Annotated in this window: 23 protein-coding genes; 12 read left to right on the top strand and 11 right to left on the bottom strand. The window is 45.1% G+C overall.

The features are described 5' to 3' along the window. Positions 1-50: 50 nt before the first annotated feature. Complete coding sequence (locus tag QZY95_RS09340) at positions 51-1349, bottom strand: (Fe-S)-binding protein (protein WP_290922674.1); 1299 nt, start codon at positions 1347-1349, stop codon at positions 51-53. A gap of 659 nt (positions 1350-2008) precedes the next feature. Between QZY95_RS09340 and greA the strand changes: the two genes are divergently transcribed. Then, positions 2009-2482: a transcription elongation factor GreA gene (greA, locus tag QZY95_RS09335; protein ID WP_290922671.1), complete on the top strand. Its 474-nt coding sequence runs from the start codon at positions 2009-2011 to the stop codon at positions 2480-2482. A 115-nt stretch (positions 2483-2597) separates the two neighbouring features. Here greA and QZY95_RS09330 read toward each other — a convergent pair whose 3' ends face one another. Beyond that, the gene (locus QZY95_RS09330; RefSeq protein ID WP_290922668.1) at positions 2598-3347 is read right to left on the bottom strand and encodes a tetratricopeptide repeat protein; all 750 of its coding nucleotides are present in this window, start codon (positions 3345-3347) and stop codon (positions 2598-2600) included. Positions 3348-3505: 158 nt separating this feature from the next. On the opposite strand from QZY95_RS09330, the gene QZY95_RS09325 reads away from it, so the two are divergent. The 9 genes from QZY95_RS09325 (at position 3506) to htpX (ending at position 13111) form a co-directional block, all read left to right on the top strand. After that, positions 3506-5764, top strand: coding sequence for a DUF3536 domain-containing protein (locus QZY95_RS09325; RefSeq protein WP_290922665.1), 2259 nt, complete (start codon positions 3506-3508; stop codon positions 5762-5764). A gap of 200 nt (positions 5765-5964) precedes the next feature. Continuing rightward, positions 5965-6771 carry a PstS family phosphate ABC transporter substrate-binding protein gene (locus tag QZY95_RS09320; protein ID WP_290922663.1) on the top strand — a complete coding sequence of 269 codons (807 nt, stop codon included), beginning with the start codon at positions 5965-5967 and terminating at the stop codon, positions 6769-6771. A gap of 83 nt (positions 6772-6854) precedes the next feature. Further along, a complete protein-coding gene (gene pstC, locus QZY95_RS09315; protein WP_290922660.1) occupies positions 6855-7748 on the top strand; it encodes a phosphate ABC transporter permease subunit PstC in 894 nt (297 codons plus the stop codon). Between the two features lie 49 nt (positions 7749-7797). Next, positions 7798-8682 carry a phosphate ABC transporter permease PstA gene (gene pstA / locus QZY95_RS09310; protein ID WP_290922677.1) on the top strand — a complete coding sequence of 295 codons (885 nt, stop codon included), beginning with the start codon at positions 7798-7800 and terminating at the stop codon, positions 8680-8682. Positions 8683-8860: 178 nt separating this feature from the next. Then, positions 8861-9145 (top strand): late competence development ComFB family protein, encoded by a 285-nt coding sequence (locus QZY95_RS09305; RefSeq protein WP_290922657.1) that lies wholly within the window; start codon positions 8861-8863, stop codon positions 9143-9145. 12 nt (positions 9146-9157) lie between these two features. Further along, on the top strand, positions 9158-9979 hold the full coding sequence (locus QZY95_RS09300; RefSeq protein WP_290922654.1) for a histidinol-phosphatase: 822 nt from the start codon (positions 9158-9160) through the stop codon (positions 9977-9979). Between the two features lie 66 nt (positions 9980-10045). Next, a complete protein-coding gene (locus QZY95_RS09295; protein WP_290922651.1) occupies positions 10046-10693 on the top strand; it encodes a phosphoribosylanthranilate isomerase in 648 nt (215 codons plus the stop codon). A gap of 612 nt (positions 10694-11305) precedes the next feature. Next, the gene (locus QZY95_RS09290) at positions 11306-12109 is read left to right on the top strand and encodes a 4Fe-4S binding protein (RefSeq protein ID WP_290922648.1); all 804 of its coding nucleotides are present in this window, start codon (positions 11306-11308) and stop codon (positions 12107-12109) included. Positions 12110-12262: 153 nt separating this feature from the next. Continuing rightward, positions 12263-13111, top strand: coding sequence for a zinc metalloprotease HtpX (gene htpX, locus QZY95_RS09285; RefSeq protein WP_290922645.1), 849 nt, complete (start codon positions 12263-12265; stop codon positions 13109-13111). 63 nt (positions 13112-13174) lie between these two features. Here htpX and QZY95_RS09280 read toward each other — a convergent pair whose 3' ends face one another. Together QZY95_RS09280 and QZY95_RS16645 are read right to left on the bottom strand one after the other, a co-directional pair. Next, complete coding sequence (locus tag QZY95_RS09280) at positions 13175-14038, bottom strand: IS3 family transposase (protein ID WP_290922643.1); 864 nt, start codon at positions 14036-14038, stop codon at positions 13175-13177. A gap of 110 nt (positions 14039-14148) precedes the next feature. Next, positions 14149-14346: a transposase gene (locus QZY95_RS16645; protein WP_365971156.1), complete on the bottom strand. Its 198-nt coding sequence runs from the start codon at positions 14344-14346 to the stop codon at positions 14149-14151. Positions 14347-14534: 188 nt separating this feature from the next. Between QZY95_RS16645 and QZY95_RS09275 the strand changes: the two genes are divergently transcribed. Together QZY95_RS09275 and QZY95_RS09270 are read left to right on the top strand one after the other, a co-directional pair. After that, a complete protein-coding gene (locus QZY95_RS09275; RefSeq protein ID WP_290922640.1) occupies positions 14535-15173 on the top strand; it encodes a YrbL family protein in 639 nt (212 codons plus the stop codon). 148 nt (positions 15174-15321) lie between these two features. Next, positions 15322-15747, top strand: a complete 426-nt coding sequence (locus QZY95_RS09270; RefSeq protein WP_290922636.1) for a PaaI family thioesterase — start codon at positions 15322-15324, stop codon at positions 15745-15747. 355 nt (positions 15748-16102) lie between these two features. Here QZY95_RS09270 and ftsZ read toward each other — a convergent pair whose 3' ends face one another. The 7 genes from ftsZ to QZY95_RS09235 form a co-directional block, all read right to left on the bottom strand. After that, complete coding sequence (ftsZ, locus tag QZY95_RS09265; RefSeq protein WP_290922631.1) at positions 16103-17653, bottom strand: cell division protein FtsZ; 1551 nt, start codon at positions 17651-17653, stop codon at positions 16103-16105. Between the two features lie 70 nt (positions 17654-17723). Then, positions 17724-18962 carry a cell division protein FtsA gene (gene ftsA / locus QZY95_RS09260; RefSeq protein WP_290922628.1) on the bottom strand — a complete coding sequence of 413 codons (1239 nt, stop codon included), beginning with the start codon at positions 18960-18962 and terminating at the stop codon, positions 17724-17726. Between the two features lie 17 nt (positions 18963-18979). Next, positions 18980-19816, bottom strand: a complete 837-nt coding sequence (locus tag QZY95_RS09255) for an FtsQ-type POTRA domain-containing protein (protein WP_290922625.1) — start codon at positions 19814-19816, stop codon at positions 18980-18982. 6 nt (positions 19817-19822) lie between these two features. After that, positions 19823-20710, bottom strand: coding sequence for a UDP-N-acetylmuramate dehydrogenase (gene murB / locus QZY95_RS09250; protein ID WP_290922623.1), 888 nt, complete (start codon positions 20708-20710; stop codon positions 19823-19825). Beyond that, on the bottom strand, positions 20710-22077 hold the full coding sequence (gene murC, locus QZY95_RS09245; protein WP_290922620.1) for a UDP-N-acetylmuramate--L-alanine ligase: 1368 nt from the start codon (positions 22075-22077) through the stop codon (positions 20710-20712). Before murC ends, murB begins: the two co-directional genes overlap by 1 nt. A 3-nt stretch (positions 22078-22080) precedes the next feature. Then, positions 22081-23223, bottom strand: coding sequence for an undecaprenyldiphospho-muramoylpentapeptide beta-N-acetylglucosaminyltransferase (gene murG, locus QZY95_RS09240; RefSeq protein WP_290922618.1), 1143 nt, complete (start codon positions 23221-23223; stop codon positions 22081-22083). Continuing rightward, positions 23220-24147, bottom strand: a 928-nt coding sequence (locus QZY95_RS09235) for a putative peptidoglycan glycosyltransferase FtsW (protein ID WP_290922615.1), incomplete at its 5' end; no start/stop codon positions are given. The genes murG and QZY95_RS09235, both read right to left, overlap by 4 nt.

Below are 24147 nucleotides of genomic sequence, written 5' to 3'. Positions count from 1 at the left end.
AAAGCCCGGTTATATAACCGGGCTTTTTATGGGCGTACGATGCGGCTTGATTATAAACCGCAGGAGCGAAGATCTTCGCCAAGGTATTCACGTTCATTTTCACCGAGAATACCCAGAGACAGAGCAATAAGTGTCCATAAGTGAACAACATGGTACCCTGCACCGTAATGCTCGGAAAGATCATGAATCTGAGAATGACAGTTATGACACGGAGCAATAACGTATGGAGCACCAGTCTTAACAATCTGTTCGTTCTTAATTCTACCATAATGACGACGAGCTTCAGGGAAACCGGCCTGTAATGAGCCGCCACCGCCGCCGCAGCAGTAGTTATTTGACTTGTTAGGCCATGTATCAATGAAGTTCTCTTCACCGACAACTTTCTTGATAACGTAGCGCAGGTCATCCGCCGCAACATCGCCGTAGCCCTTACGAACGAGCTGACATGGATCCTGCACGGTAAATTTAACGTTGTTGACGTTCCAATCTGAATTTACTTTCAGAACACCTTCTCTCACCCAACGGGCGTAAAGACGGATAATGGATTCAATTTCAAATTTTGGCTTAATGCCGAATTTTTGCAGTCCGGACCGGAGTGCGTAAAGTTCGTGGCCTCACTCGGTGTTGAGCCAATACTTGGCGCCGAGGTCCTCCACAGCCTTGACTTTGGTTCGAACTATTTTCTCCCAGGACTCATCATCCGCTGCGAACATACAGTAGTTCTCAGCAGCCCAGCCGTTAGAGCCGTATGTCCAGTCATCACCGGTGCCGATATTCATGATTTTCCACAAAGGAACCATTTCATCAGGCTCTGTTACCGGTTCACGAGAGTTCTGGTTGAGGTAGTAAGTTTTTCCGAGTTCATCAAAAGGTACTTTCAAATCTTCCATACCTTTCTGCTCGGTCTGCACTTCTTCCAAAACATCTTCAACTACAAACTTGAAGTCATCGGAAGAAGCACCCATTGCACTGTGGCCTGGGTTACGTAAGGCCACGTCACATGAGTTGATGATACCTTTTGGGCGGTCTTCGCGCGGCCAGGTCTGACGGGCCTGGTACACGAGCTGCGGGATGTTGATCTGCATAGGGCAGACGTATGTACACCGCTGACACATGGTACACATCCATACCCAAGGGGTAGAGGTGATTTCTTCATCCATTCCCAGTGCAGCAAGTCGCAAAAATTTGCGAGGGTCCATATCCTCAAGGCCTGTTGCGGGACAGCCTGCTGAACAAGCACCGCAAGTAAGACACATGTTGAGGTTACCACCTTCCGGCAGTAATTCGGCTACACTTTCTATGAAAGAACCACCGCACTCCTTCTCAGGATGCTGCTTTGAATCTGACATATTACATTTACTCCTTAACCGCTTCGCGCTGCTCTTTTGTTGCGTTTTAATAAAGCGGCTTGCGCTCTATTATAATGGGTTAGCAATGGTTACAAGCTAAAGAATACAAATTACTCAACAAAATTGATTTTTTGTTGAATTTTCATGCGCTCTTAAGGCCACACCCCAAACTATAACAGTCGCACCTGCATCATCTATAGTATTTACAACCTATTCAACAACACTTAATGGCAACTGCAGGAGGACTCAAAGCTCGCCAACCCTAGTGGTTACACGCATTATAAAGAACGCACCAACTTATTTTGCTTTAAATCGCATGGCGGTTCACCATCCTCTTAACAGTATTTTTCCGTTACGTCATACTGATTATCGATGAAACCGGTTAACTTTGCATTTAATTGACACAGTGATGACTTTGTTGATATTTTGAAGCTCAAGCGAGTTGGTTAGACAAACAATTTCCACTGGATAAATCCGGAATTAATAACCCGTTATTTTCTGGGCTATTCTAGCTTCTTCTACAACAACGCACTTGACCACTCGCCAAGTATGTTCTACCTCAGAATTTCGCCCGACACGTCGGGCGCTTTTTCTTGTGAAGAAGAAACGGCTTCCTGAACGCCGGAAAAAGCAGGAAAAATTTTTTTAAGGGAAAAATGATGAGTAGTATTCCTATTTCTATTGAAGGGTTTGAAAAAGTTAAGCAAGAGCTCGAAGCTCTTAAAAAAGAGCGTCCAGCAATCATTCAGGCTATTAAAGAAGCCCGTGAAGAGGGTGACCTGAGTGAAAACGCCGGATACGATGCAGCTCGTGAGCGTCAAGGCATGCTCGAAGCACGCATCTCTTACATCGAATCTCAGATGGCTCGCTACAATGTTATCGACCTGAAAACCCTTGGTGGCGATAAAGTAACATTTGGCGCGACCGTTGAAATTGAAGATCTCGACACTGGCGACGTAAAAAAATACACCCTGCTCGGTCCAGACGAAGCTGATTACCAGAATGGCAGCATCTCTGTACTTTCTCCTGTGGGCAAAGCTATGCTCGGTAAGGAAGAAGGCGACGAGTTTGTTGTTAACGCACCTAAAGGGCGTATCTCTTACGAAGTAGTTTCTATCGAATTTGATCATTAGCAGCAGGGGCATCCATTGCGGGTGCCGCTATGCTTTCTTCAAAAAAGAAAAAGCCATGCCTCATCACAATAACCTGTGATGAGGCATGGCTTTTTTGTATTAAAATTTGCTGAACTTATACTGTAGGGCGTAATTTTTTTTCTAATAACGCCAAAACTTTTGAAGCTTCTTCAAAATCCGGATTAACTTCAATGGCTTTTGCAAGCATCACACGGGCTTTTTGATACTCTTTAATTTCAATCAGTACCCGCCCAATATTATACAGCAAGTGTTCATCAAGTTCGGAAAGCTTCTGAGCCCTGCTGTAAAACTGTAATGCCTGTTCATACATCTTATTTTTACGAAGCTTAATGCCGAACTCATTAAACATATGTTTATGCTCTTCAGCAAAAGCAGCTTCGATGCCGACAAGTTTAGAAAAAACTTCCTGTCCCTTGTCGATTTCATTTCTATCCAAATAAGTCAGTCCAAGCCCGAATGTTGCGCGAACATTATCTTCATCCATTTCAAGAACCTGAAGAAACTCAACTTCAGCCCCATACGGCTGACCGTTCACACGTAAACGTTCACCTCTGGCGATGCCTTGGGCAACTTTACGCATGGCAGGATAAATATTCTCTTGATAGAAAGCAGGCTCAGGGGAGTATTCCTCCATAAGCTTATCAAAGGGTATTTTATCGTACCGCTCAAACGGAATGTGATTATTGTTGAGTTTCCATAACGTAATATCACCACTTCCTTCCTGTTCAGCATACAACATTACTACGATTTTGTTCGTACGTTTAGTTGCGCCAAATCCTACTCGTATCGATTTTTCAGCAGAAAAAGCCCCCCGAATAGGCTGCTTCTGATGGCTGCCGTCCATATATATTCCTCTAGCTAATCAAAAAAAGCGTATTACAACCTGTTAATACAGAATAAATAAACCATACAGTGTTGTTATGCCGTTACATAATCATGCTAACGGCTATCTGTCATCCTTTTATGATACAATTTTCCCAATTGAAGTATCACGGAGGAGCTATGTCCCGTTATCTGTGTATTCACGGCCATTTCTATCAACCACCACGAGAAGATCCCTGGTTGGGTGAAATTATGCCAGAAGGCAGTGCCGCCCCCATGTTAAACTGGAATGAGCGGATCACACGCGAAAGCTATACTCCGCTTGCGTTTGCCAAACGCCTCAATGGTGAAGGGCGAATAATTGAACTTGTGAACTGCTACGAGTGGATTAGCTTTAATGTCGGGCCAACGCTCATGCGATGGATGGAAACTGCTTTTCCAGATCTATACCAACGCATAATTGATGCTGACAAAGCCAGTGCGCATCGGTTCGGGCACGGCAATGCGATTGCTCAAGTCTACCACCACTCTATTCTCCCACTCGCCAAAAGACGCGATAAGGAACTTGAAGTGCAGTGGGCTATTCAAGACTTTGAAAAACGCTTTGAACGAAGACCGGAAGGGATGTGGCTTGCAGAATGTGCTGTAGACACAGATACTCTTGAGGTACTTGCAGCTCAAGATATAAAGTTTACCATCCTTTCACCGCATCAAGCAGCAGCAATAGAAAATAACGGAGAATGGTACGACGTAAAAGGAGGCGCTTTTGATACCTCAGTCCCGTATAGGGTCACGCTCCCGAGCGGCCGTTCTATTTCGATCTTTTTCTATGATGCGGAAATCTCTCAAGCAGTAGCATTCGAAAGGCTTTTATCAAACGGTGACAAATTCTGGAACAAGATAAACAGCTCAGCCAACAACGGCATACTTACCATCAGCACCGACGGTGAAACATACGGGCACCACTTTACCTTCGGCGAAATGGCTCTAGCGCATGTTATTGATAACGCACGCTCCGCCCGTGACGGCATTGAACTTACGAACCTTGCCGCCTTTCTGGCAAGTAATCCGCCGCAACAGCAAGTAAGGCTCTTTGAACCTTCAGCATGGAGCTGCGCTCACGGAGTTGAACGCTGGAAAAGCAACTGCGGTTGTACGGACGGGGGACACCCAGATTGGAATCAGGAATGGCGAAAGCCGTTACGTGATGCCATGAACTTTATGAAAGATTGCGTAGATAATTACTTCGATCTCAAAGGCCATGAATACTATTCTGCACCGGAAGAGGCACTTTGCGCCTATGGTACTGTTCTTTCCGGCCAAAAGCTCCTAGAAGAATTTCTTACAGAACACGCTAAAAATGGTCTCTCAGATCAACAAAAACATGAAGCAACTCTTCTTATGTTCATGCAGGAACAAGCTCTTTCAGGGTTTGCAAGCTGTGCATGGTTCTTTGACGAACTCACACGCATTGAACCCAAAAATGCACTCTCCTTCGCACTCCATGCATTAGATATTCTTGCGGAATTTGAAGGGCACACCCGACTGGATGACTTTGCTGAAATTCTTGAATCCGCCGTATCTAATAAAGAAGGGCATGAAACAGGAAAAGAGCTGCTCTATGGAAGAATTCTCCCACGAAGAGAATCCGAAGCTTCTATCCTTCTCCAAGCTCTTCTCCTCTCAAGTAACGACAACTCATTCCCGCAGCAGGGAAAAACGTTCATTGTAACGTGGAATAACATTACGATTAAGATCACGCCGGACAATATTGACGGTAATCACTATTACGGCAATGCCGTTATCTTCTGGAAAGATTCTCCAGTCGGTACCAACCTGACATGGCAGTACGCCAAATTGCCGCCGGGCTTTATGAACAGCTCTACCGTTACAGCTACAATCGCTGATAAAGGAGATCAAAGTTGCATCTATACAGCACTACCTCGAAATAAAAGACAATCTATTACAGTGCATTTCATGCAGCATGTGCTGGATAACCTCGTGGCAACCTACACCCCGCTAGGTCTTGACGCCACAGTGCTCTTTGAAACATGGACAGAAAGCCAGTTTGATCAACCTGCTGGTCATCTATGGGATGTTGTCTGCCCTGCATTGATTGAAGGCTATATTTTTTCAGAACATTGTGAAGTGCAACTTAACACTGAACAAATACGATGCATGCGCAGCTATATTCTTAACTGGATTTCACGCAGGCAATTCGATCCTAAGATGACGCTGGATAAGGTAGAGCGTAAATTAATCAAAATGCTCTCACAACAGGATCCCGCATACTTTAAGGCAACCGGAATTCTTGAAAGAACGCGTGAACTCTTCCCCAATGCCCCTATGGATGCACTTCTTTATTTTCTTTGGCTTGAAAAACAAGGTGATCCACACATTCGTAACATTGCAGGGCTTATGAACCTGATTATTACATAGAATTAACTTATTCTAAAAGAAAAGGGATGAAGTACAATGCTTCATCCCTTTGTTTTTATTAGTCAATAACTAAAGACACATTGTTATCACATTGCGTCACAGACTTGTGCAAGCTGCGACACTTTTTCGTAACACGGATTCATTAATTTCCTTCCAACGCAACGAAAACTATCTATGCTTTTAATTTTGGAGGAATAATTATGCGTCCTTGGTCTTATATTTTGTCTGCTCTCTTGGTTGTAAGTCTCGCAGCACCTGCAATGGCTGCTAACTCTGTAACGGTAAAAGGCTCCACAACCGTATTGCCTATTATGCAACGTGCAGTTGAAGCTTTTATCGCTGAAACAGGCACCACAGTTTCTGTTTCCGGTGGCGGCTCTTCAAACGGCATTAAAGCACTTCTCGATAAGAGCACTGATGTTGCAATGGCATCACGAACAATGAAGGGTAAAGAAATCAAGCTGGCCGAATCCAAAAGTATTAAGCCAGTTGAATATATTATAGCATTAGATGCCGTTATTCCTATCGTTAACCCTGCTAACAAAATCACAAACCTTACCTCTGACCAGCTCAAAGCTATCTACGAAGGTAAAGTTACCAACTGGAAAGAAGTTGGTGGTGATGACGGCAAAATTATTGTTATCTCCCGTGACACTTCTTCCGGCACATATGAAACATGGCACAAAATCATTATGAAAAAAGCACGCGTATTCCCGGGTGCTCTTCTCCAGGCTTCTTCCGGCGCAGTACTTCAGGCTGTTGCTAAAAACAAAAACGCTATCGCATACGACGGCATCGGCTACATTAACAACACCGTTAAGCCACTTTCCGTAGATGGTGTTACAGGCAGCGCGACAACAGCAAAAGACAAAACATACCCTGTTGCCCGTACACTTCAGATTTACACCACTGCTTCTCCATCACCGGCAGCAAAACAGCTTGTTGACTTTATCCTTTCTCCAAAAGGTCAGGATATTGTAGAGCAGGCTGGATTCATCCGCCGCTAAGCATACGATCAAAGACCTTCACCTGCCTTTCCTTCTATCAAGGAAAGGCAGGTTTCATGCATCTGCACTTTTGGGGACATACTATGCGGATTTCAAGACAACAAAAAGAAATAGCAATTCACGGCAGTTTTTTTGCAATTGCCTCAACGAGTATTCTCGTTCTCACTCTCATTATGGTCTTTCTTATTGTGGAAGGACTGCCAATCTTCAATCAGGTATCATTTCCTGACTTTGTCTTCGGGCAATACTGGTATCCTACAGATGATCCCGCGGACTTCGGCATTTTGCCTATGATTTCAGGATCACTTGCGGTTACGGCTGTATCCTCGTGTATTGCCATCCCGTTGGGGCTGATGACTGCAATTTACCTTGCAGAAATTGCATCGCCGCGTATGCGTAGTTTTGTAAAGCCCCTTGTCGAAATGTTACAAGCGCTTCCTTCTGTTGTCATCGGCTTCTTTGGTATGGTTGTTGTCGCCCCGCTCCTTCAAGACTGGTTCGGTATTGCCACTGGGCTTAACCTATTCAACGCGTCAGTCATGTTAGCCTTTATGGCAGTACCTACGATCACATCTATTGCTGAAGACGCAATTTTCAGTGTCCCCGAAGAGCTGCGAGCTGCATCGCTGGCTCTGGGAGCTACCAAATGGCAAACCATTGCTAATGTGGTAATTCCTGCCTCTCTTCCAGGAATCAGCACTGCAGTAATTCTGGGAATGGCACGCTCAATTGGTGAAACAATGGTTGTTCTCATGGTTGCCGGCGGTGCCGCCATGGCACCAGGTTCTCTTTTCGACCCAGTTCGCCCAATGCCTGCATCCATCGCAGCGGAAATGGCTGAAGCGCCGTACCAAAGCGATCATTACTATGCCCTCTTTGCAACAGGTATGGTTCTGTTCTTGTTCACACTTATGTTCAACGTTCTTGCAGCATATATAGCAGAAAAAAAGAAACAGACCGGTACAGCTTCACTGTAGGAAAAAGGAGAAATAAATGTCTCAATTTGCAGATGCAACAGGAACACCCATGGCACAACATACACCACTACGATCAGAAAAACATACAGCCCGCCACACCATTCAAAAAGGCATGTTTATTCTCTTCAAGTTCAGTGTCGCCATCAACGCCCTCGCATTGGCGATTATTTGTGGATTTGTTCTTTATTACGGAGCGCCCGCAATCTCTTGGGAATTTTTATTAGAAAATCCACGTAATGCTATGACCGAAGGCGGTATTTTCCCCTGTATATTAGGAACGATTGCTCTTTCTTATGGCTCTATGCTGATTGCATTACCGTGGGGCGTTGCCACAGCCATCTACCTTCATGAATATGCAAAACCGGGCAAAGTTGTTCACCTCATCCGATTGGCCATTAATAACCTTGCAGGTGTCCCCTCTGTTGTCTTCGGGTTATTCGGCCTCTCACTCTTTGTTACGGTTCTCGGAATGGGGGTCTCACTCCTTGCGGGTATGCTTACACTTGCAGCGCTTGTCTTACCCCTTATCATTGGAGCTTCCGAGGAAGCATTGAGGAGTGTTTCCCCCACGTATCGAGAAGCTTCCCTCGGGCTTGGAGCTACCAAATGGCAAACAATTTACCGCATTGTTCTTCCTGCGGCAGCACCGGGCATTCTTACCGGCGCAATTCTTTCTGTTGGTCGTGCCGCCGGAGAAACAGCAGCAATTATGTTTACCGCCGCTATGTTCTTTTCACCTGTACTGCCTTCATCACTTTTCGACAGTGTAATGGCTTTGCCGTACCACATTTACGTACTGGCAACTGCGGGTACCAACATTGAAGAGACCAGACACCTGCAATATGGCACTGCACTGGTATTAATTGCATTGGTTTTAAGCATGAACTTTTTGGCTATTATGCTTCGAGCGCGAATGCAGAGAAAACTTACATAGCAAATTTGCCCCGCTAAATATGCAACATGAAAAAGCCCGCAATTACAACAACTGCGGGCTTCTTCTATTATGAACTAGTTCAACAAGATTATGACGTTAGTACTGAATCACACTGTGTTATTCGTTGCTAGCCTTAACTATTATGTGTACTTTATGAAAAAACATGCAAGGGGAGCATATGGCTAACGAAAAATATCTTCTTAATGATGTGGATTTTTTTGATATCCGAAATAGAAACGAAGCACGTGTTATTAAGATCATCAAAAAGGTGATGGAAACCCCTCCATACTACCAGCCTTCAGAAAAAGATCTCTATGACATTTATGCGTTGGCACTAAACTCTCTTCCCGCACGCTATGCACAGCAGGGAACCATTGTTTTACGTGATCCTGTCCGCGATAAAGAAATCGAGGAGGCTGTCCGTAAGGCGTTTGCTATAGTTGTTGAAAACCCTAAAATTTAATTCAGGATTATTATGATTTCCGTTGATACCCACATACACACACTGTACTCCCACGGTAAAGCCACACCGGAAGAAATGTATGACGCAGCCGTAAAAAAAGGGATTCGTGTATTCGGCTTTTCTGAACACTCTGCACGCCCTTTGGGCATGGACTACCCAAGAGAATACAGAGAGCATTTAGCAGCACATTGGGACACCTACATTGAAAAAGTAACAGCTCTTAAAGATAACAATGACGGCGTTACTGTTCTGCTGGGTATTGAAATGGACTGGATGGAAGGTAACGAAGACTTTATTAAAGCTGAGCTTGCCAAGCACGATTTTGACTACGTGCTGTGCGGCATCCATTTTTTAGAAAACTGGGGCTTTGACTACGCCAAGGCAGACTGGGAATCGCTGAATTTCCATGAATTAACCGCTATCTATGAAAAGTACTACGACACCATGATCACCATGGCAAAAACGGGTATTTTCGACACCATCGCCCATCCGGATATCATTAAAATTTTCTCCTGCGAGCACTTCACTAAATGGATTGCTACTGAAGAAGCCCAGGTGCTTGTGCGTAAGGCTCTGACAGCCGTGCGTGATGCAGGCATGTCCATGGAAATATCCTCAGCAGGTATTCGCAAACTTTGTCAGGAAATTTATCCAGGCGAAAACATCATGCAGATTGCAAGTGAACTTAACTTGCCGATTACGTTCGGTTCTGATGCACACTCCACTATGTCTGTAGCATTCAGCTTTGACAAACTGGAAGAACACGCACGCCGTTTCGGCTACACTGAAAGTGTTTACTTTAAAAATCGCAAAATGCATTCACGTCCGTTTTAATTAATCGACATGCTCAGTAAAAAAACAACATTCAGCAGCCTTATACAGATTGCCGGAGTCCACGACGTGCAGGAAACACAAATGCTTGCCGAGTGTGGAGTTCACTGTGTAGGGCTGCCGTTGCGTCTTCCGGTTAACAAGGAAGATGTCACTGAAGATCAGGCTCGAGACATTATTCGTACGATGCGCGATACCATTCTTCCAGTCTGCATAACGTACCTTTCAACAGCTGAAGAAATTGCTCTTTTTTGCCAAGAGCTGACCGTTTCACATATCCAGCTTCATGGTAATATTAGCCTGAAAGAGTTGCAAAAACTCTCACACATTGCCCCGAGCCTTTATGTTATCAAGTCTCTTGTCGTGCGTACTGACGGAAGCAATAGAGATACCCTGCTAAATACGGTAAAGGACATTGCTCCTTTTGTTGATGCATTCATCACAGATACCCATAATCCAAAAACTGGTGCAGATGGAGCAACAGGCATGACACATGATTGGAGCATCTCAGCAGAGCTTGTGCAAGAATCTCCTTGTCCGGTTATTCTTGCAGGTGGGCTGACTCCAGAAAATGTTGCTGATGCAATCACTACTGTACGTCCTGCCGGAGTAGATGCACATACTGGAGTTGAAGATTCTTCCGGTAGAAAAAACAAAACACTTGTCTGTAAATTTGTCCAAGAAGCTAAAAAAGGCTTTGGCCAAATTTCTTGCTAACCGCCTCTGCCCCAAGGAATTACACTATTTCCTACCGCTGTATCTCCTTGTGAATCGACGCTTTTTACAGTATGTACCTTTCGTGGGCTGAAAAATTTATGAGCTGGCAGGCTCAACAGACAAGGAGTGACAGAATGGATTTTTTATTCTTTTTTCTCGGGTTAGCAGCAGTACTTGGCGCACTGCGCTACATCAAAAAATCTAGCTAAGTACCGAAATCACTTGCCTACGTAAGGCACGGGTTGACCGAAAAACGGTCTTTTGGGCATGTATCCATTGGTACATGCCCTTTTTGTGCCCTGCATCACAGTCAGCACTCACCATGTCGCATAGTAATTGTCAGAAACGCGACAGACACGCCGTACATTTTACGACACTTTTGCCTAAGTATTTCTGTATCCTTTCACAAACAGTAGACGAGGTTTGAAGACTATGTCTCAAAAAAACATAACGGCCCATATTCTAAGGCGCGTTATCCAGTGTCTTTTTTTCTTTTTTTGCCTTTTTATCGGCTACCGACTGTACCTACATTTCCTCTGGGCTGTAGGAAGCTCGTCAGATTTTATACCTAAACCTCCTTCTGTAGAAGCCTTCCTTCCGATCAGCGCCCTTATGGCAGCCAAACGTTTTATTCTGACAAGTAAATGGGACATGGTGCATCCCGCAGGGTTAACACTCTTTTTTGCGTTTATTTGGATGACCTTTTTCTTCCGTAAAAGTTTTTGCGGATACATCTGTCCAGTCGGTTTTGTCTCTAATCTCACAGAACAGATCGGACGAAAATTTCATCTTCAAAAAGAAATTCCGCCAAAAGTAGAACGCCTTCTCTTTATCCCCAAATACATCATCCTTGCCGGTTTTATGTATTTCATTGTGATCAAAATGAGTGCACGGCAAATTGAAAGTTTTCTTACACTTCCATACAACTATGTTGCTGATTCAAAAATGCTGGCCTTCTTTCTCGCACCTTCGGCAACCACACTTATTGTTATTGCAGTACTAACAGTTCTTTCGCTGTTCATCCGAAACTTTTGGTGTCGTTTTCTTTGCCCATATGGTGCGTTGCTCGGACTTTGTTCAACCTTCAGCCCGACCGCTATCACTCGTGACCCAGAAACTTGTATTGGCTGCGGCAAATGTCAAAAAAACTGTCCTTCTGCCATCCACGTTGATAAGAAAATAACAATACACTCGCCTGAATGTATTGGTTGTGCGGAATGTGTAGGGGTCTGCCCCGTGCAAAACTGTCTTTCGGTCAGAACGCTCAATAAAAAAGTGCCTGTTACGACTATCGCACTAGGTGGGGTAGGCATCCTGCTACTTTTTTACAGCATCGCAATGCTCACAGGTCATTGGTATTCAGAAGCTACACCGGAACTGATACGCAAGTTTCACATGATCATTTTCAACAAATAAAACTCTTCTTAGCAAAAGGAGTTACGCACTATCAGGCAACCTTTTCGAGTTAAAAGGTTGCCTTTTTTCTGGCGCGTCTTATACATTCGAGATAAAGGAATTATTCATACTCATTCAGGCAATTGATCATTTTCGTAAGGAGACTCGAGAACAATGACAAGCAACTTAAAAACAATGATGTTACTTGCCCTACTCTCCGGTATTATTATCGTGCTGGGTGGTGCACTTGGCGGGAAGGGCGGAATTATTATCGCTTTTGCTTTGGCACTTCTCATGAATGTCGGTAGTTACTGGTACTCTGATAAAATTGTTCTTCGTATGTATGGCGCGCAGGAAGTTGGTCCAAATGACGCACCAATGCTGCATCAAATCGTAGAAGAACTGGCGTATAAAGCCGGTATCCCAAAACCACGTATCTGTATCATTCCAGAACAGGCACCTAATGCTTTTGCAACAGGCCGTAATCCAGAACACGGTGTTGTAGCTGTTACTCAAGGCATTATGCAGCTTCTTTCAACAGAAGAACTCAAAGGTGTTCTCGCACATGAAATAGGACATATTGCAAACCGCGATATTCTTATCCAGTCTGTAGCAGGTGTCATGGCTTCAGCTATTGTAAGTATCGCAAACTTCATGCAGTTTGCAGCAATCTTCGGCTTTGGCGGTGGTGATGATGAGGAAGGCTCTAACCCATTTGCGGCTTTATTGCTCGCATTTGTAGCGCCAATTGCAGCTAGCCTCATCCAGTTTGCCATCTCCCGTTCCCGTGAATATCTTGCAGACGACACAGGCGCGCGGCTTTCAAATCCGTTGTACCTTGCTTCTGCCCTTGAAAAGCTTAATGCATACTCACAGCGTGTTCCTATGCAACACGGCGGTGAGGCAACCGCACACATGTTTATTGTTAACCCTTTCTCGGGCGCAAACATGGCGAAACTTTTCAGTACACACCCTCCAATTGAAGAACGTGTAAGCCGACTTCGTCAAATGGCACAGAGATAACAGCAAGCCCCGCTTATTGGTCTGCCCCCCCCGTCAAGTGGACAGGCTAAAAAGCCCTAGGCATTAAGCGGCCAGTTTTTCCTGATATTCAATGGGGGAAAGCTGGCCGAATTTTTTTTGAAATCGTTCATTATTGTAGAAAGTAATGTATTCTACAACTCGAGCAATCATTTCTTCTTCTGGAAGAGTTATCTTACGTGTTAGTGCTTCTGTCTTTAAGTGTGAGAAGAATGACTCGATGCAAGCATTATCTAAGCAATTTCCTTTTCTTGAATGACTGCCTCGTATTCCAACCTCTTGCAGCTTTTGCTTGTAATCTTTTGATGTATATTGAAATCCTTGATCAGAATGTGAGATCGTTTCACCACTAACAGCTCCCTTAAAGGCCGTTACAGTTTCGAGCACAAGATTGAGAGAGTTTTTCTTTGCAATCTTATAGCTGACAATTTCATTGTTACGCAGGGCTTGCGCAGCAGAAAGATAGATAAAACTATTCTTAACAGGGAGTTTTGCAATATCTGTTGCAAGCTTTCGCTTAGATTTTAAGCTGGTGAAATTACGTTGCAGCAGATTAGGGAAAACAGCACTTCCTTTTCGTCCAAAATACCGACACTTTTTACAGGTAGTGGATTGCAATCCTAATGTTTTCATTAAACGGTGTACTCGCTTGTGATTTCCAACAATACCTGGACGATGAAGGACAGCTGTAATACGCCGATATCCATAAAAAGGATATTTGGCGTGGATAGATTCGATTCGTTGCTTGATGTCGTAATTATTTGAAGGTTGATGATGGGCTTGCTTGCAGCGCCATTTGTAGAATCCCGACCGAGATAATTTTGCAGCCTTAAGCAGTAGCGATACAGGGTGGTTACTCGAAAGAGCATGTACCACTTTATAATAGTCTGTCTTTACTCGGCTCCCCATTCTTTGCCGAACCGGGAGCGATATAGCTTTTTTAGATAATCTCGTTCTACCTTAGCATAGTCTAATTCCTCTTCAATTGAGGAGGACTTTGTACGTGGGCGTCCTTTTCGCTATCCAGCATGCTTTCCCCGCATGTCTTCTAGGGACTCGCCACGCCTCACCTTTGCAACCCAAGTTCTCATTTGCTTTTTATCACGTATCCCAAGTTCGTTACTTAGGGACTGGTAGCTCTGATCACCAGTTAAATACTGCTGAACAGCTTCTTCTTTGAACTCTTTGCTAGACCTTTTGTTCTTTCTATCGCTCATACCCCCATTAAGTGGAAAGGTACATCAGCCTAGAGGGGCTTTTTTACCTTATCCACCTAATGGGGTGCATATCATATGCGCTTTTTTTATGTTCTTATGCAGCTACACCTCAAGACTTGCTAAGAACTACTCAAGAAGCTACAACGCGTTTTTAATCCACTGTTACTTATGAATATATAGAGAAAGACATGATAGAACTTGGTGAGTTAATTTCTTCTGTTGGTGGCTGGAGCAATATTTATGTTGTAAAAGATGCACCAGATATGTGCGTTAAGGTACTGGCCCCTCATCGTAAATATCGAGGTGAAAAACCTGATCCGAACATAGTTGCCAAGAAAAAATATGGCATCGATAACATGCTTGAGTTCGAATACGCCAACTACCAAAAGATCATCAGCTGCGTTCCAGACTCTCTGAAAAAACACTTTGTGCGTATTGATGGTATGCGTATGACGTCCAAAGGCGTCCGTGGACTTGTCATGGAACGTATAATGACACCAGAAGGAACGACTGCGCCAAGTCTAAATCATTACAAAGAAACATTGCCTGATACATTCTTTTGTAAACTCGAACAGCTGCGACGAGAAGTTTTTCATAAACACTCTCTCGATCACTTTGGAGTTGCCCGCCGTAACGTGCTCGTACGTGACGAAGACACGCCAGTACTTATCGACTTTCAGAAGAACCGCCGTATCTACCGCAGCCAATTAAATCTCTATATCCCGTATTTCACGCGCCAAAAAGTAAAGCGTAACTTCCAACGCCTCTATAGAAAAGCAAAGGTACAGGATTGGACAGCAGTTTCTCACCTCAACTGTGAGAAATAACAACAACTTTCCTTGGAATGCACATCATTGTAATAGTAAAAGCTCAGTACTGTTTTCAGTACTGAGCTTTTTTCTCAAATAAAATACACTTGCCTTATTGCAGCGAATAGCAATTGCGCAGCATTCCTTTTCTACATACACTTTCACCATGAAAGATATACATCACGAACTTATCGACTTCATTGAGTCCGGCAGCCCTTTTCACCGCTTCCTCAATATTCAGGTTATCGACGCAAAGCCCGGCGCTATTAAGCTACGCCTCCCGTATAAAGAGGAGTTTGGCGGCAACATGGAGCGCGGAATTCTACATGGCGGTATATCTGCAATGTTCGTGGATATTGTTGCTGCCTCCACTCTCTGGACACATCTTGGGCCAGAAGACAAGACAGCAACAATCGACCTAAGAGTAGATTATCAACGCCCTGCAATGTTGGAAGATTTACTGGGTGAAGGCGAAGTACGAATGATGGGAAATTCCATCGCAAACGTTCATGTGCGCCTCTACAGTGCTTCTACTCCAGACACGGTACAAGCAGAAGGGCGTGCAGTATTTCATATCAAACGTAAACGATAACGCGTCATTTACTCATTATCGATCATCATTTGTTGATGTTTTATTCATGATTTTCATATCATTTGGAACATCAAATACGCATGTAATGCATACAAAGTGCTCATGCATAACGCACTAAACTGATGATGCGTAGTGCACAAAAAACGCCATGCGTGGTGCACAAAAAACGCTGTTCAGTAAACTGAACAGCGTTTTTAAACTGTTTCTAAGCAGAGAGGCGTGAGTACTGCTCAGAGACAGGGTCTACTACCTCAAGCGAAGCCTCATAGAACTGCCCTTCCCCCGAATGGCTGTTTTTACAGAATGAAATCTGTCCTACGAGTTTCGCGGCACGCTATCTTGTGCCTAATTTTTTTTAGTCAGCCTGTTTACGGATAAAAGACGGAATTTCGAAGTCCTCTTCGAAAACGAAAGTGTCTTTACCCGGCTCATGAGCATGGCGTACTTTATGTGCGCGCTGTGCAGCCTGTGCACTGCGGCGAATGTATGTTGGCACGTTAGTGTCATCAGCTTTAAAGTCGTACCCTTCACGAGCTGGTTCTGGATGAGTAATATCCATCTTTGGCTCTACACGAGGAGTAGCAACTGGCTGTGGCTGCTGAACTGGCTGCGGTGCAGCCTGAGGAGCGGCCTGAACCGGCTGTGCAGACTGTGCAGACTGTGCAGGAGCTGCAGTAGGAGCAGAATAAACCTGCTGTACTGGCTGCGGCTGTGGAGCAGCAGCTGGTGCTGCCTGAGTCTGAGGAGCCTGCGCAGGAGCAGCCTGAGTTGGCTGTGCCTGTGGTGCCTGATATGCCTGTGACTGTGGAGCTTGGTATGCCTGAGTCTGCGGAGCAGGAGCAGCTTCAGTACGTGGTGCACTTGCACGGGCGGATGAAAGAGACGTTACGCTGCGTGCACCATTGCTGTTAACCGCAACGCCTGATCCGTTTCCCTGTGTTCCAGTGTCCATAGTATCAATGCCGGTAGCGATAACAGTAATACGCATTTCGTCACCAACAGTATCGTCGAATACAGTACCAAAGAAGATACGTGCATCGTCGTGTGCTGCTTCCTGAATTGCGCCTGCTGCTTCACTGACTTCATCAATAGTAAGGTCAGGACCACAAGTAATGTTCATAAGAACACCACGAGCTCCATCAATAGAAACATCTTCGAGCAGTGGACTGGTGATGGCTTTCATTGCTGCTTCACGAGCACGGCCTTCACCAATAGAACTGCCGGAACCCATCATAGCAAGACCGGACTCACCCATAACTGCTTTAACGTCAGCAAAGTCAAGGTTAATGAGACCAGGAACCATAATGAGATCGGAAATGCCTTTCACCGCGAAGTATAAAACTTCATCGGCCTTTTTGAGCATTTCTACGAACGTTGCTTTTTTGGAAGCCAAAGAAAGCAGACGGTCGTTAGGAATGGTGATCAAAGAGTCTACATGCTCACGGAATGCTTCTATACCGGCGTCAGCAGCTTCCTGACGCTTTTTACCTTCAAAGAAGAAAGGTTTGGTCACTACACCAACGGTAAGAGCACCCATTTCTTTTGCAACCTGAGCAATAACAGGAGCCGCACCAGTACCGGTGCCGCCGCCCATGCCTGCGGTAACAAAAACCATGTCTGCTTCGCCGATTGCATTGCGGATCTGGTCAATAGATTCCTGTGCAGCTTCACGGCCTACTGCAGGGTTAGCGCCTGCGCCAAGACCTTTTGTGAGCTTATCACCAAGTTGAATTTTGATTTCTGCCTGAGAATTATTAAGCGCCTGTACATCGGTGTTTGCAGTAATAAACGTAACACCCTTCAGTACGGAGCTAATCATGTTGTTAACGGCATTGCCTCCGCCGCCACCAACACCGACAACCTTTATCTTCGCTTGGCTGTCGTTTTCAATTTCATGAAATTCCATACGCCTCTCCTTTTGCCAATACCTAGGTTACTTGTAGACCCATTAACGTATTACTTATTTACAGAAGCGTCTAAGAGACATCTGTAAACCATTTTTTCATCGTAGAAAGCACTCGGTTGAACATAGAGCTTTCACGGTTCGGGCTACTGCTGCTGAAATGAATATCGAAATCTTCTTTTTCAGAGCCATAGTTAAGTAGACCAACCGCGGTTGCGAATTTAGGGCTGTTAACGACATCCTTCAGACCGCCCACGCCACGCGGGTACCCGATACGGGTCGGGAGTCCGAAGATTTGCTCACCAAGTTCCTGACAACCTTCAATAAGAGAAGTGCCACCCGTAAGAACAATACCCGCACCGATAAGATTCTTAAAGCCGGATCGGGTGAGTTCCTGATCCACAAGAGTAAGAATCTCTTCCATGCGCGGTTCACAAATTTCTGCCAAAACCTGACGAGAAAGTTTTCGAGGTTCTCTGCCACCAACGCTAGGCACTTCGATAACTTCGTCACCCTGCACTATTTCAGCCAGTGCACAGCCGTACTTCATTTTAATTTTTTCCGCGCTCACCATTGGAGTGCGTAAACCAAAAGCAATGTCGTTGGTTAAGTTCTGCCCGCCAAGCGGCAACACTGCTGTGTGTTTCACAGAATCATCTGCAAATACGGCAATATCAGTGGTTCCGCCACCAATATCTACCAATGCAACACCAATTTCGTTCTCTTCTGCTGTAAGTACGGCTTTAGAAGACGCCCATGCTTCAAGCACAATATCAGAAACATCAAGGCCGCTTCTGTGACATGAACGCACAATATTCTGTGCGCTTGTCACTGCCCCTGTCACGATATGGACTCTTACTTCAAGACGAACGCCTGCCATGCCGAGCGGATCAGCAATACCGTGCTGATCATCAACAATAAATTCCTGCGGCAGTGTATGAATAACTTCACGGTCAAGAGGAATAGCAACAGCTTTTGCTGCGTCCATGACCCGCTCAACATCACGACTGCACACCTCGCCACCTTTAACAGCAATCACACCGTGACTGTTAAAGCCCTTGATGTGGCTGCCTGCGATGCCGGTGTATACAGAAGCAATTTCACACCCCGCCATTAATTCAGCTTCTTCCAAAGCTTTCTTAATAGACTGGACAGTCTGCTCAATATTAACCACTACGCCTTTTCGCAAACCAGTGGACGGAGCAGTTCCAATGCCTACAATATCGACCCCGCTCGGAGAAGGCTCTCCGACTACGGCACAAATTTTTGTCGTTCCAATATCAAGGCCCACAATGAGGTCGGACTTAGACATGCAACACTCCTCTTTATCTAACTTGCCTTTCTGGCAGTAGTACCAAGATTCACCCAGACATTCTTGTCTTCAGCCTTAATCCCGCGGACACTGGTGAATTCACCACGTCGTTTTAAATCATCAATCGTTGCGACCAGATGGCGTAAATTGGATGACCAATTTTCTACACCGATGCTCAACTTCAGATTTTCAGACTCCAGAAACAGCGTAACTCCGCGACTCATGCTGAGTTTTATCCACGCAGCGTTTTGCGAAGAAACTGGTAGTCTGGAAGAATCCAGCTCTTTTACCAGTTGCGGCAAACGCTGAAGCAGATGTTCAGTTCCAGCGTCTACAGACAGAAAAGGAAGGGAGGCAAACTTATACGTGCCTACGTAGTCAATAGGAGTTCCTTTTTCGTCTGCATACACAATGCGGTTGTCCTGCCGAATCCAGTAGCGCGGTTCTCGTTCTTCTATGGCAATCTCGAGATTACCGGGTAACTGCCGCTTGACTGATATATTTTCAACCCAAGGGCTGCGCAGCAGTTTGTATTCTATATCGGAAATATTTACTGCGAGACTATTATCACCTTTTTTAAGGTGAGCAAGATTCAAAACGTCCTCTTGTTCCAATCGAACATTTCCGGAAATCTGAATTTTCTGCACCGCAAAAAAAGTACTGTTTGTTATGAAACGATAACTGAATAACAGTCCGATACTTATTATGACAATAAATGCCGATCCAGTAAAGAGGGTTATCGCCCAAGAAAGCAACAAAGAAGTACCTTTTGCATGGAAAAAATCAGAAAGCAGTCGTCTATAGCTTTTCTTCACTACAGAATATGGAGCTTTTTTTTGCCGTCTTGCAGCCATAGTGCTTTACCCGATTACTTTTACTTCAAGCTCTAATGAATATCCGGAGGCATCCAAAACAGTCTTTTGAGCCATCTGTAACAACTCAAATGCTTCTTTGCTTGTACCGTTATTTACATTGATAAGAAAATTTGCATGCAAAGGTGAAAACGCAACACCACCATGAATTTTTCCTTTAAATCCGCACTGATCCAAAAGTTTTCCAGCGCTCACGCCTTCTGCCGGATTCTTAAAAACACAGCCGGCGCTGTGTGCAGCAACAGGTTGTGTTGCTTTTTTTCGCGTTAAATTATCATCAATAACTTTTTTTACTTTTTGAGAATCAGTTTTATAGAGCCTGAATGAACTACTCAAAATAACGGGCTGATCGTTTACAGTCGGAATAGAAAAATGTCTATACTGTAATACTACATCTGTTTTTTTGAACACTGCAGTTCCGACATTTTTTATAAAAACTTCTACAGAGTCTAAACAATCTACAATCTCACAACCGTAAGATCCTGCATTCATTGCCACTGCACCACCGACAGTTCCAGGAACTCCGGCAAGACCTTCAAGCCCTGCATACCCGTTTGCGGCACACCAGTGTAAAAAACGGGGCAGGCGATAGCCCGCCCCGACATGTACAGTGACAGTTTCATCAGTTTCATCCACACAAACCGGATCGGTCGTAACAGCTGGATTCAGAATAACAAAAGGAAGCTCCCCGTCTTTAGCCAGCAAATTACTGCCACGGCCAATAACAAGAGGTTTTCCACCTATTGAATCTAGAATATCAGGCAGTTGTGCGCAATCATCAGCATGCGTAAAAACTATCTCCGCAAGGGCTGTCCCGCCCATGCGCAGCGTAGTTCGCTTAGTAAAAGAAAAAGACTGATGAACCGTAATCGCCATTACTTTGCTCCGTCCAAATATCCCTGACCGACAGTCCAGATATTACCGGCGCCGAGTGTTATGAAGATATCGCCATTCTGCAGTTCATCCGGCAATTTTGCAGAGACTGCTTCAAAATCTTCGCAGTATTCTACTTTGGTAGATGAAGCCTGACGGATACCATGTGCCAAGGATTCTCCGTTAATCCCCGGAATAGGAGATTCTGATGCAGGGTAAATTTCTGTCAGCAATAACTTATCAACACCTTCAAAAGCAGTGCAGAACTGACCGAACAACGCCTGAGTACGACTGAAACGATGCGGCTGGAACGCCACAACCAGTCGACGGTCTGGAAAACATTGGCGCGCAGTGCGGATGGTTGCCGCAACTTCCACAGGATGGTGTCCGTAGTCATCAATAACCAGAACACCATTTCGTTCGCCTTTACGCTCGAAGCGACGCCCTACACCGTTAAAGCCTGTAAGACCGGAAATGCATTTTTCCGGTGAAATGCCAGACTCAATGGCTACACCAATTGCACCAAGGGCATTCAAAATATTATGGCGACCAGGCTGGGAAAGGGTTACTTCGCCAAGCTCTTTGCCATTCATCTGCACAGAGAAAACTGATTTTTCCGCACAAGATTTTTCGATTGCACGAATATCGTTCCCTTCTTCAAAACCGTAGGTAATGACGCGACGCTTAACCTGCGGGATGAGACGCTGCACACCTTTGTCATCACCACAAACAATGTTTGCACCGTAAAACGGCACACTGTTCATGAACTGAACAAACGCGGAGTCAATTTCTTCCTGTCCGGAATAAAAATCGAGATGGTCACGATCTACGTTTGTAACAACGGTAATAATCGGGAACAGGCAGAGGAATGAACCATCGGACTCATCAGCTTCTGCAATTAAAAACTCACCTGCGCCCAAGCGGGCATTTGCACCGTAAGCATTGAGACGACCGCCGATAATAACAGTCGGATCTGTGTTTGCTTCGTCAAAAATAGCTGCAGTCAACGAGGTGGTTGTGGTTTTACCGTGTGTACCGGCAATAGCAATACCAAGACGAAGGCGCATAAGTTCTGCAAGCATTTCTGCACGCGGAATAATCGGCACACCTTTTTCGGTTGCTGCAATAATCTCAGGGTTATCGTCAGCAATTGCTGTTGAACGAACAACAACCTGTGCGTCAGAAATATTTTCTTCTGCGTGTCCGATATTTACAATGGCTCCCAGTTCGCGAAGACGCTGAACAGGCGCACCGTTTGAAACATCAGAACCTGATACGGTAAAGTCAAGATTCAGTAATACCTCGGCAATACCACTCATGCCTGAGCCGCCGATACCAATCATGTGGATATGTTTAATTTTAGAAATCATATTCTAATCCGTTGATTCATTGTTTTCCGGTTCTTCATTATATGGATGAACCAGAGATTCAAGAGGGGCTTTAGGCAGCAAATCCATTACGCAGCTCACTACACTGGCTGCGGCTTCCGGCCTGCCTACCTTTTTTGCTGCCTTGCTCATGGACTGAAGTTTTTCGTCGTTTGTCAGTAGCTCAGTCACAATGGAATTCATATCTTTTTGAGCAAGCTCACACTCTTCCACCACCACGGCTGCCCCTTTGGATTCTAAATAACGGGCATTATGTACCTGATGGTTATGCGTTGCATACGGGAACGGTATAAACAGCGCAGGCTTACCGGCAACTGTCAATTCTGCAATTGTTGTTGCTCCGGCACGGCAAATCACCAAGTCTGCCGCGGCATAGGCTGCTGCCATATCGTGTACAAAGGGCTCAACAATGCAGTTTTTTACTCCTGCTTCAGCATACGCCGCTTGAACACGTTCAAAGTCCGCTTTACCGGTTTGATGATGGATTACGCAATTTAATGCACTCAATGTCGGTAGCATGTCGATAACTGCACTGTTTACAGCTTTTGCACCGAGGCTTCCACCACAAATAAATACGGAAGGAGCTAACGCATCCAGTTTTTTTGTTGCATTACGAATATCTGCAATAGCCGCCCGAACCGGGTTTCCTGTCAGAACCGTATAATCAGGTTCAAACACCTCATGCTCATCCGGCAGTGATATAAAAACTCGCTGAGCAATTTTCCCCAGCATTTTGTTTGTTAAGCCCGGAACAGAATTCTGCTCATGAATAGAAACAGGCACTCCGCATAATTTACCGCCAACACAACCGGCAACTGCTGCATATCCGCCAAACCCGATAACAACGTCCGGATTAAATTTACGGATAATGCCCATAGCTTTTAATGCGGAAACACCAAGTCCCCAAAAAGCGCCGATTGCTTTTACGCCGCGGCCTAACACGCCGCGTACCGGTAAACCGACAAAAGGAATGCCGGCCTTTTCTACCATGTCGCGCTCCGACCCATACTGTCCTCCGATAAAAAGGAATTCAGCATCCGGAAAGCGTCTGCGAATATCTTCAGCAACAGCAAGCGCCGGAAAAACATGTCCGCCGGTGCCGCCAGTTGTTAATACTACTCGTTTCATTTTCTACCCCTTGCCTCGCTTTCCACATGCGAGCGGGAAAAATTCAATAAAAGCCCTGTGCAAAGAAGCATCGCAATAAGGTTACTACCGCCATAACTCATAAACGGCATGGCAATACCTTTTGGAGGAGCTGCTCCCATAACAACAGCTAGGTTCAATACAGCACCGAGTGAAATAATAAGAGCCAGCCCGAACGTAACGAATTTGTCTCTCAGTTCTGTCTGCTTGTATGAAATGGCAAACGCCCTAAAAAGCACTGTGCCCATTAACAGAAAGAAAAGAGACATTCCTACAAAACCAAGCTCTTCACCCACTACTGCCATAATAAAGTCGTTGTGCGCTTCCGGCAGGTAAAACAACTTCTGCTTTCCTGCCCCCAGTCCTTGCCCGCTGAATCCTCCGGAACCGAAGGCATACAGGGACTGAACAAGCTGATAACTAATGCTGTCCGCATCCTTAAAAGGATCTAGAAACGCCAGCAATCGTCTAAAACGATACGGCGACTGAACAATCAGCAGGTATCCTGCGCCCAATGCAAGAAGGCCGGAGCCTCCGAGGTATAAAGGTCGTGTACCGCCATACCAGCACATGAAGAATAGGAGTGCGGCTAGCACTGCTGCTCCGCCAAAGTCTGGCTGAAGCAATAACAAACAGCAAAGTAAAGCGGTTATAAAAAAGGGCGGAATAACACCCTTGGAGAACGTTTTTACCAGTTCCTGTTTCGTACTGAAAAAGTACGAGAGGTACAGAACCAATGAAAGCTTTGCGAATTCCATAGGCTGCACAGAGAACGGCCCGACACTGATCCAGCGGCTTGCACCGTTTACCTTAACTCCCAAAGGAGAAAGCGTAACGATCAAGGCACAAAGAGACAGGCCGAGCAACGGGTAATGCAATTGGTAGATAAAGCGTTTCGGTAAAAAA

Source organism: Halodesulfovibrio sp., assembly GCF_015482765.1.
Taxonomy (GTDB): Bacteria; Desulfobacterota; Desulfovibrionia; order Desulfovibrionales; family Desulfovibrionaceae; genus Halodesulfovibrio.
The sequence above is the reverse complement of the archived record's forward strand: the minus strand, read 5'-3'. Positions and strand labels throughout refer to the sequence as shown.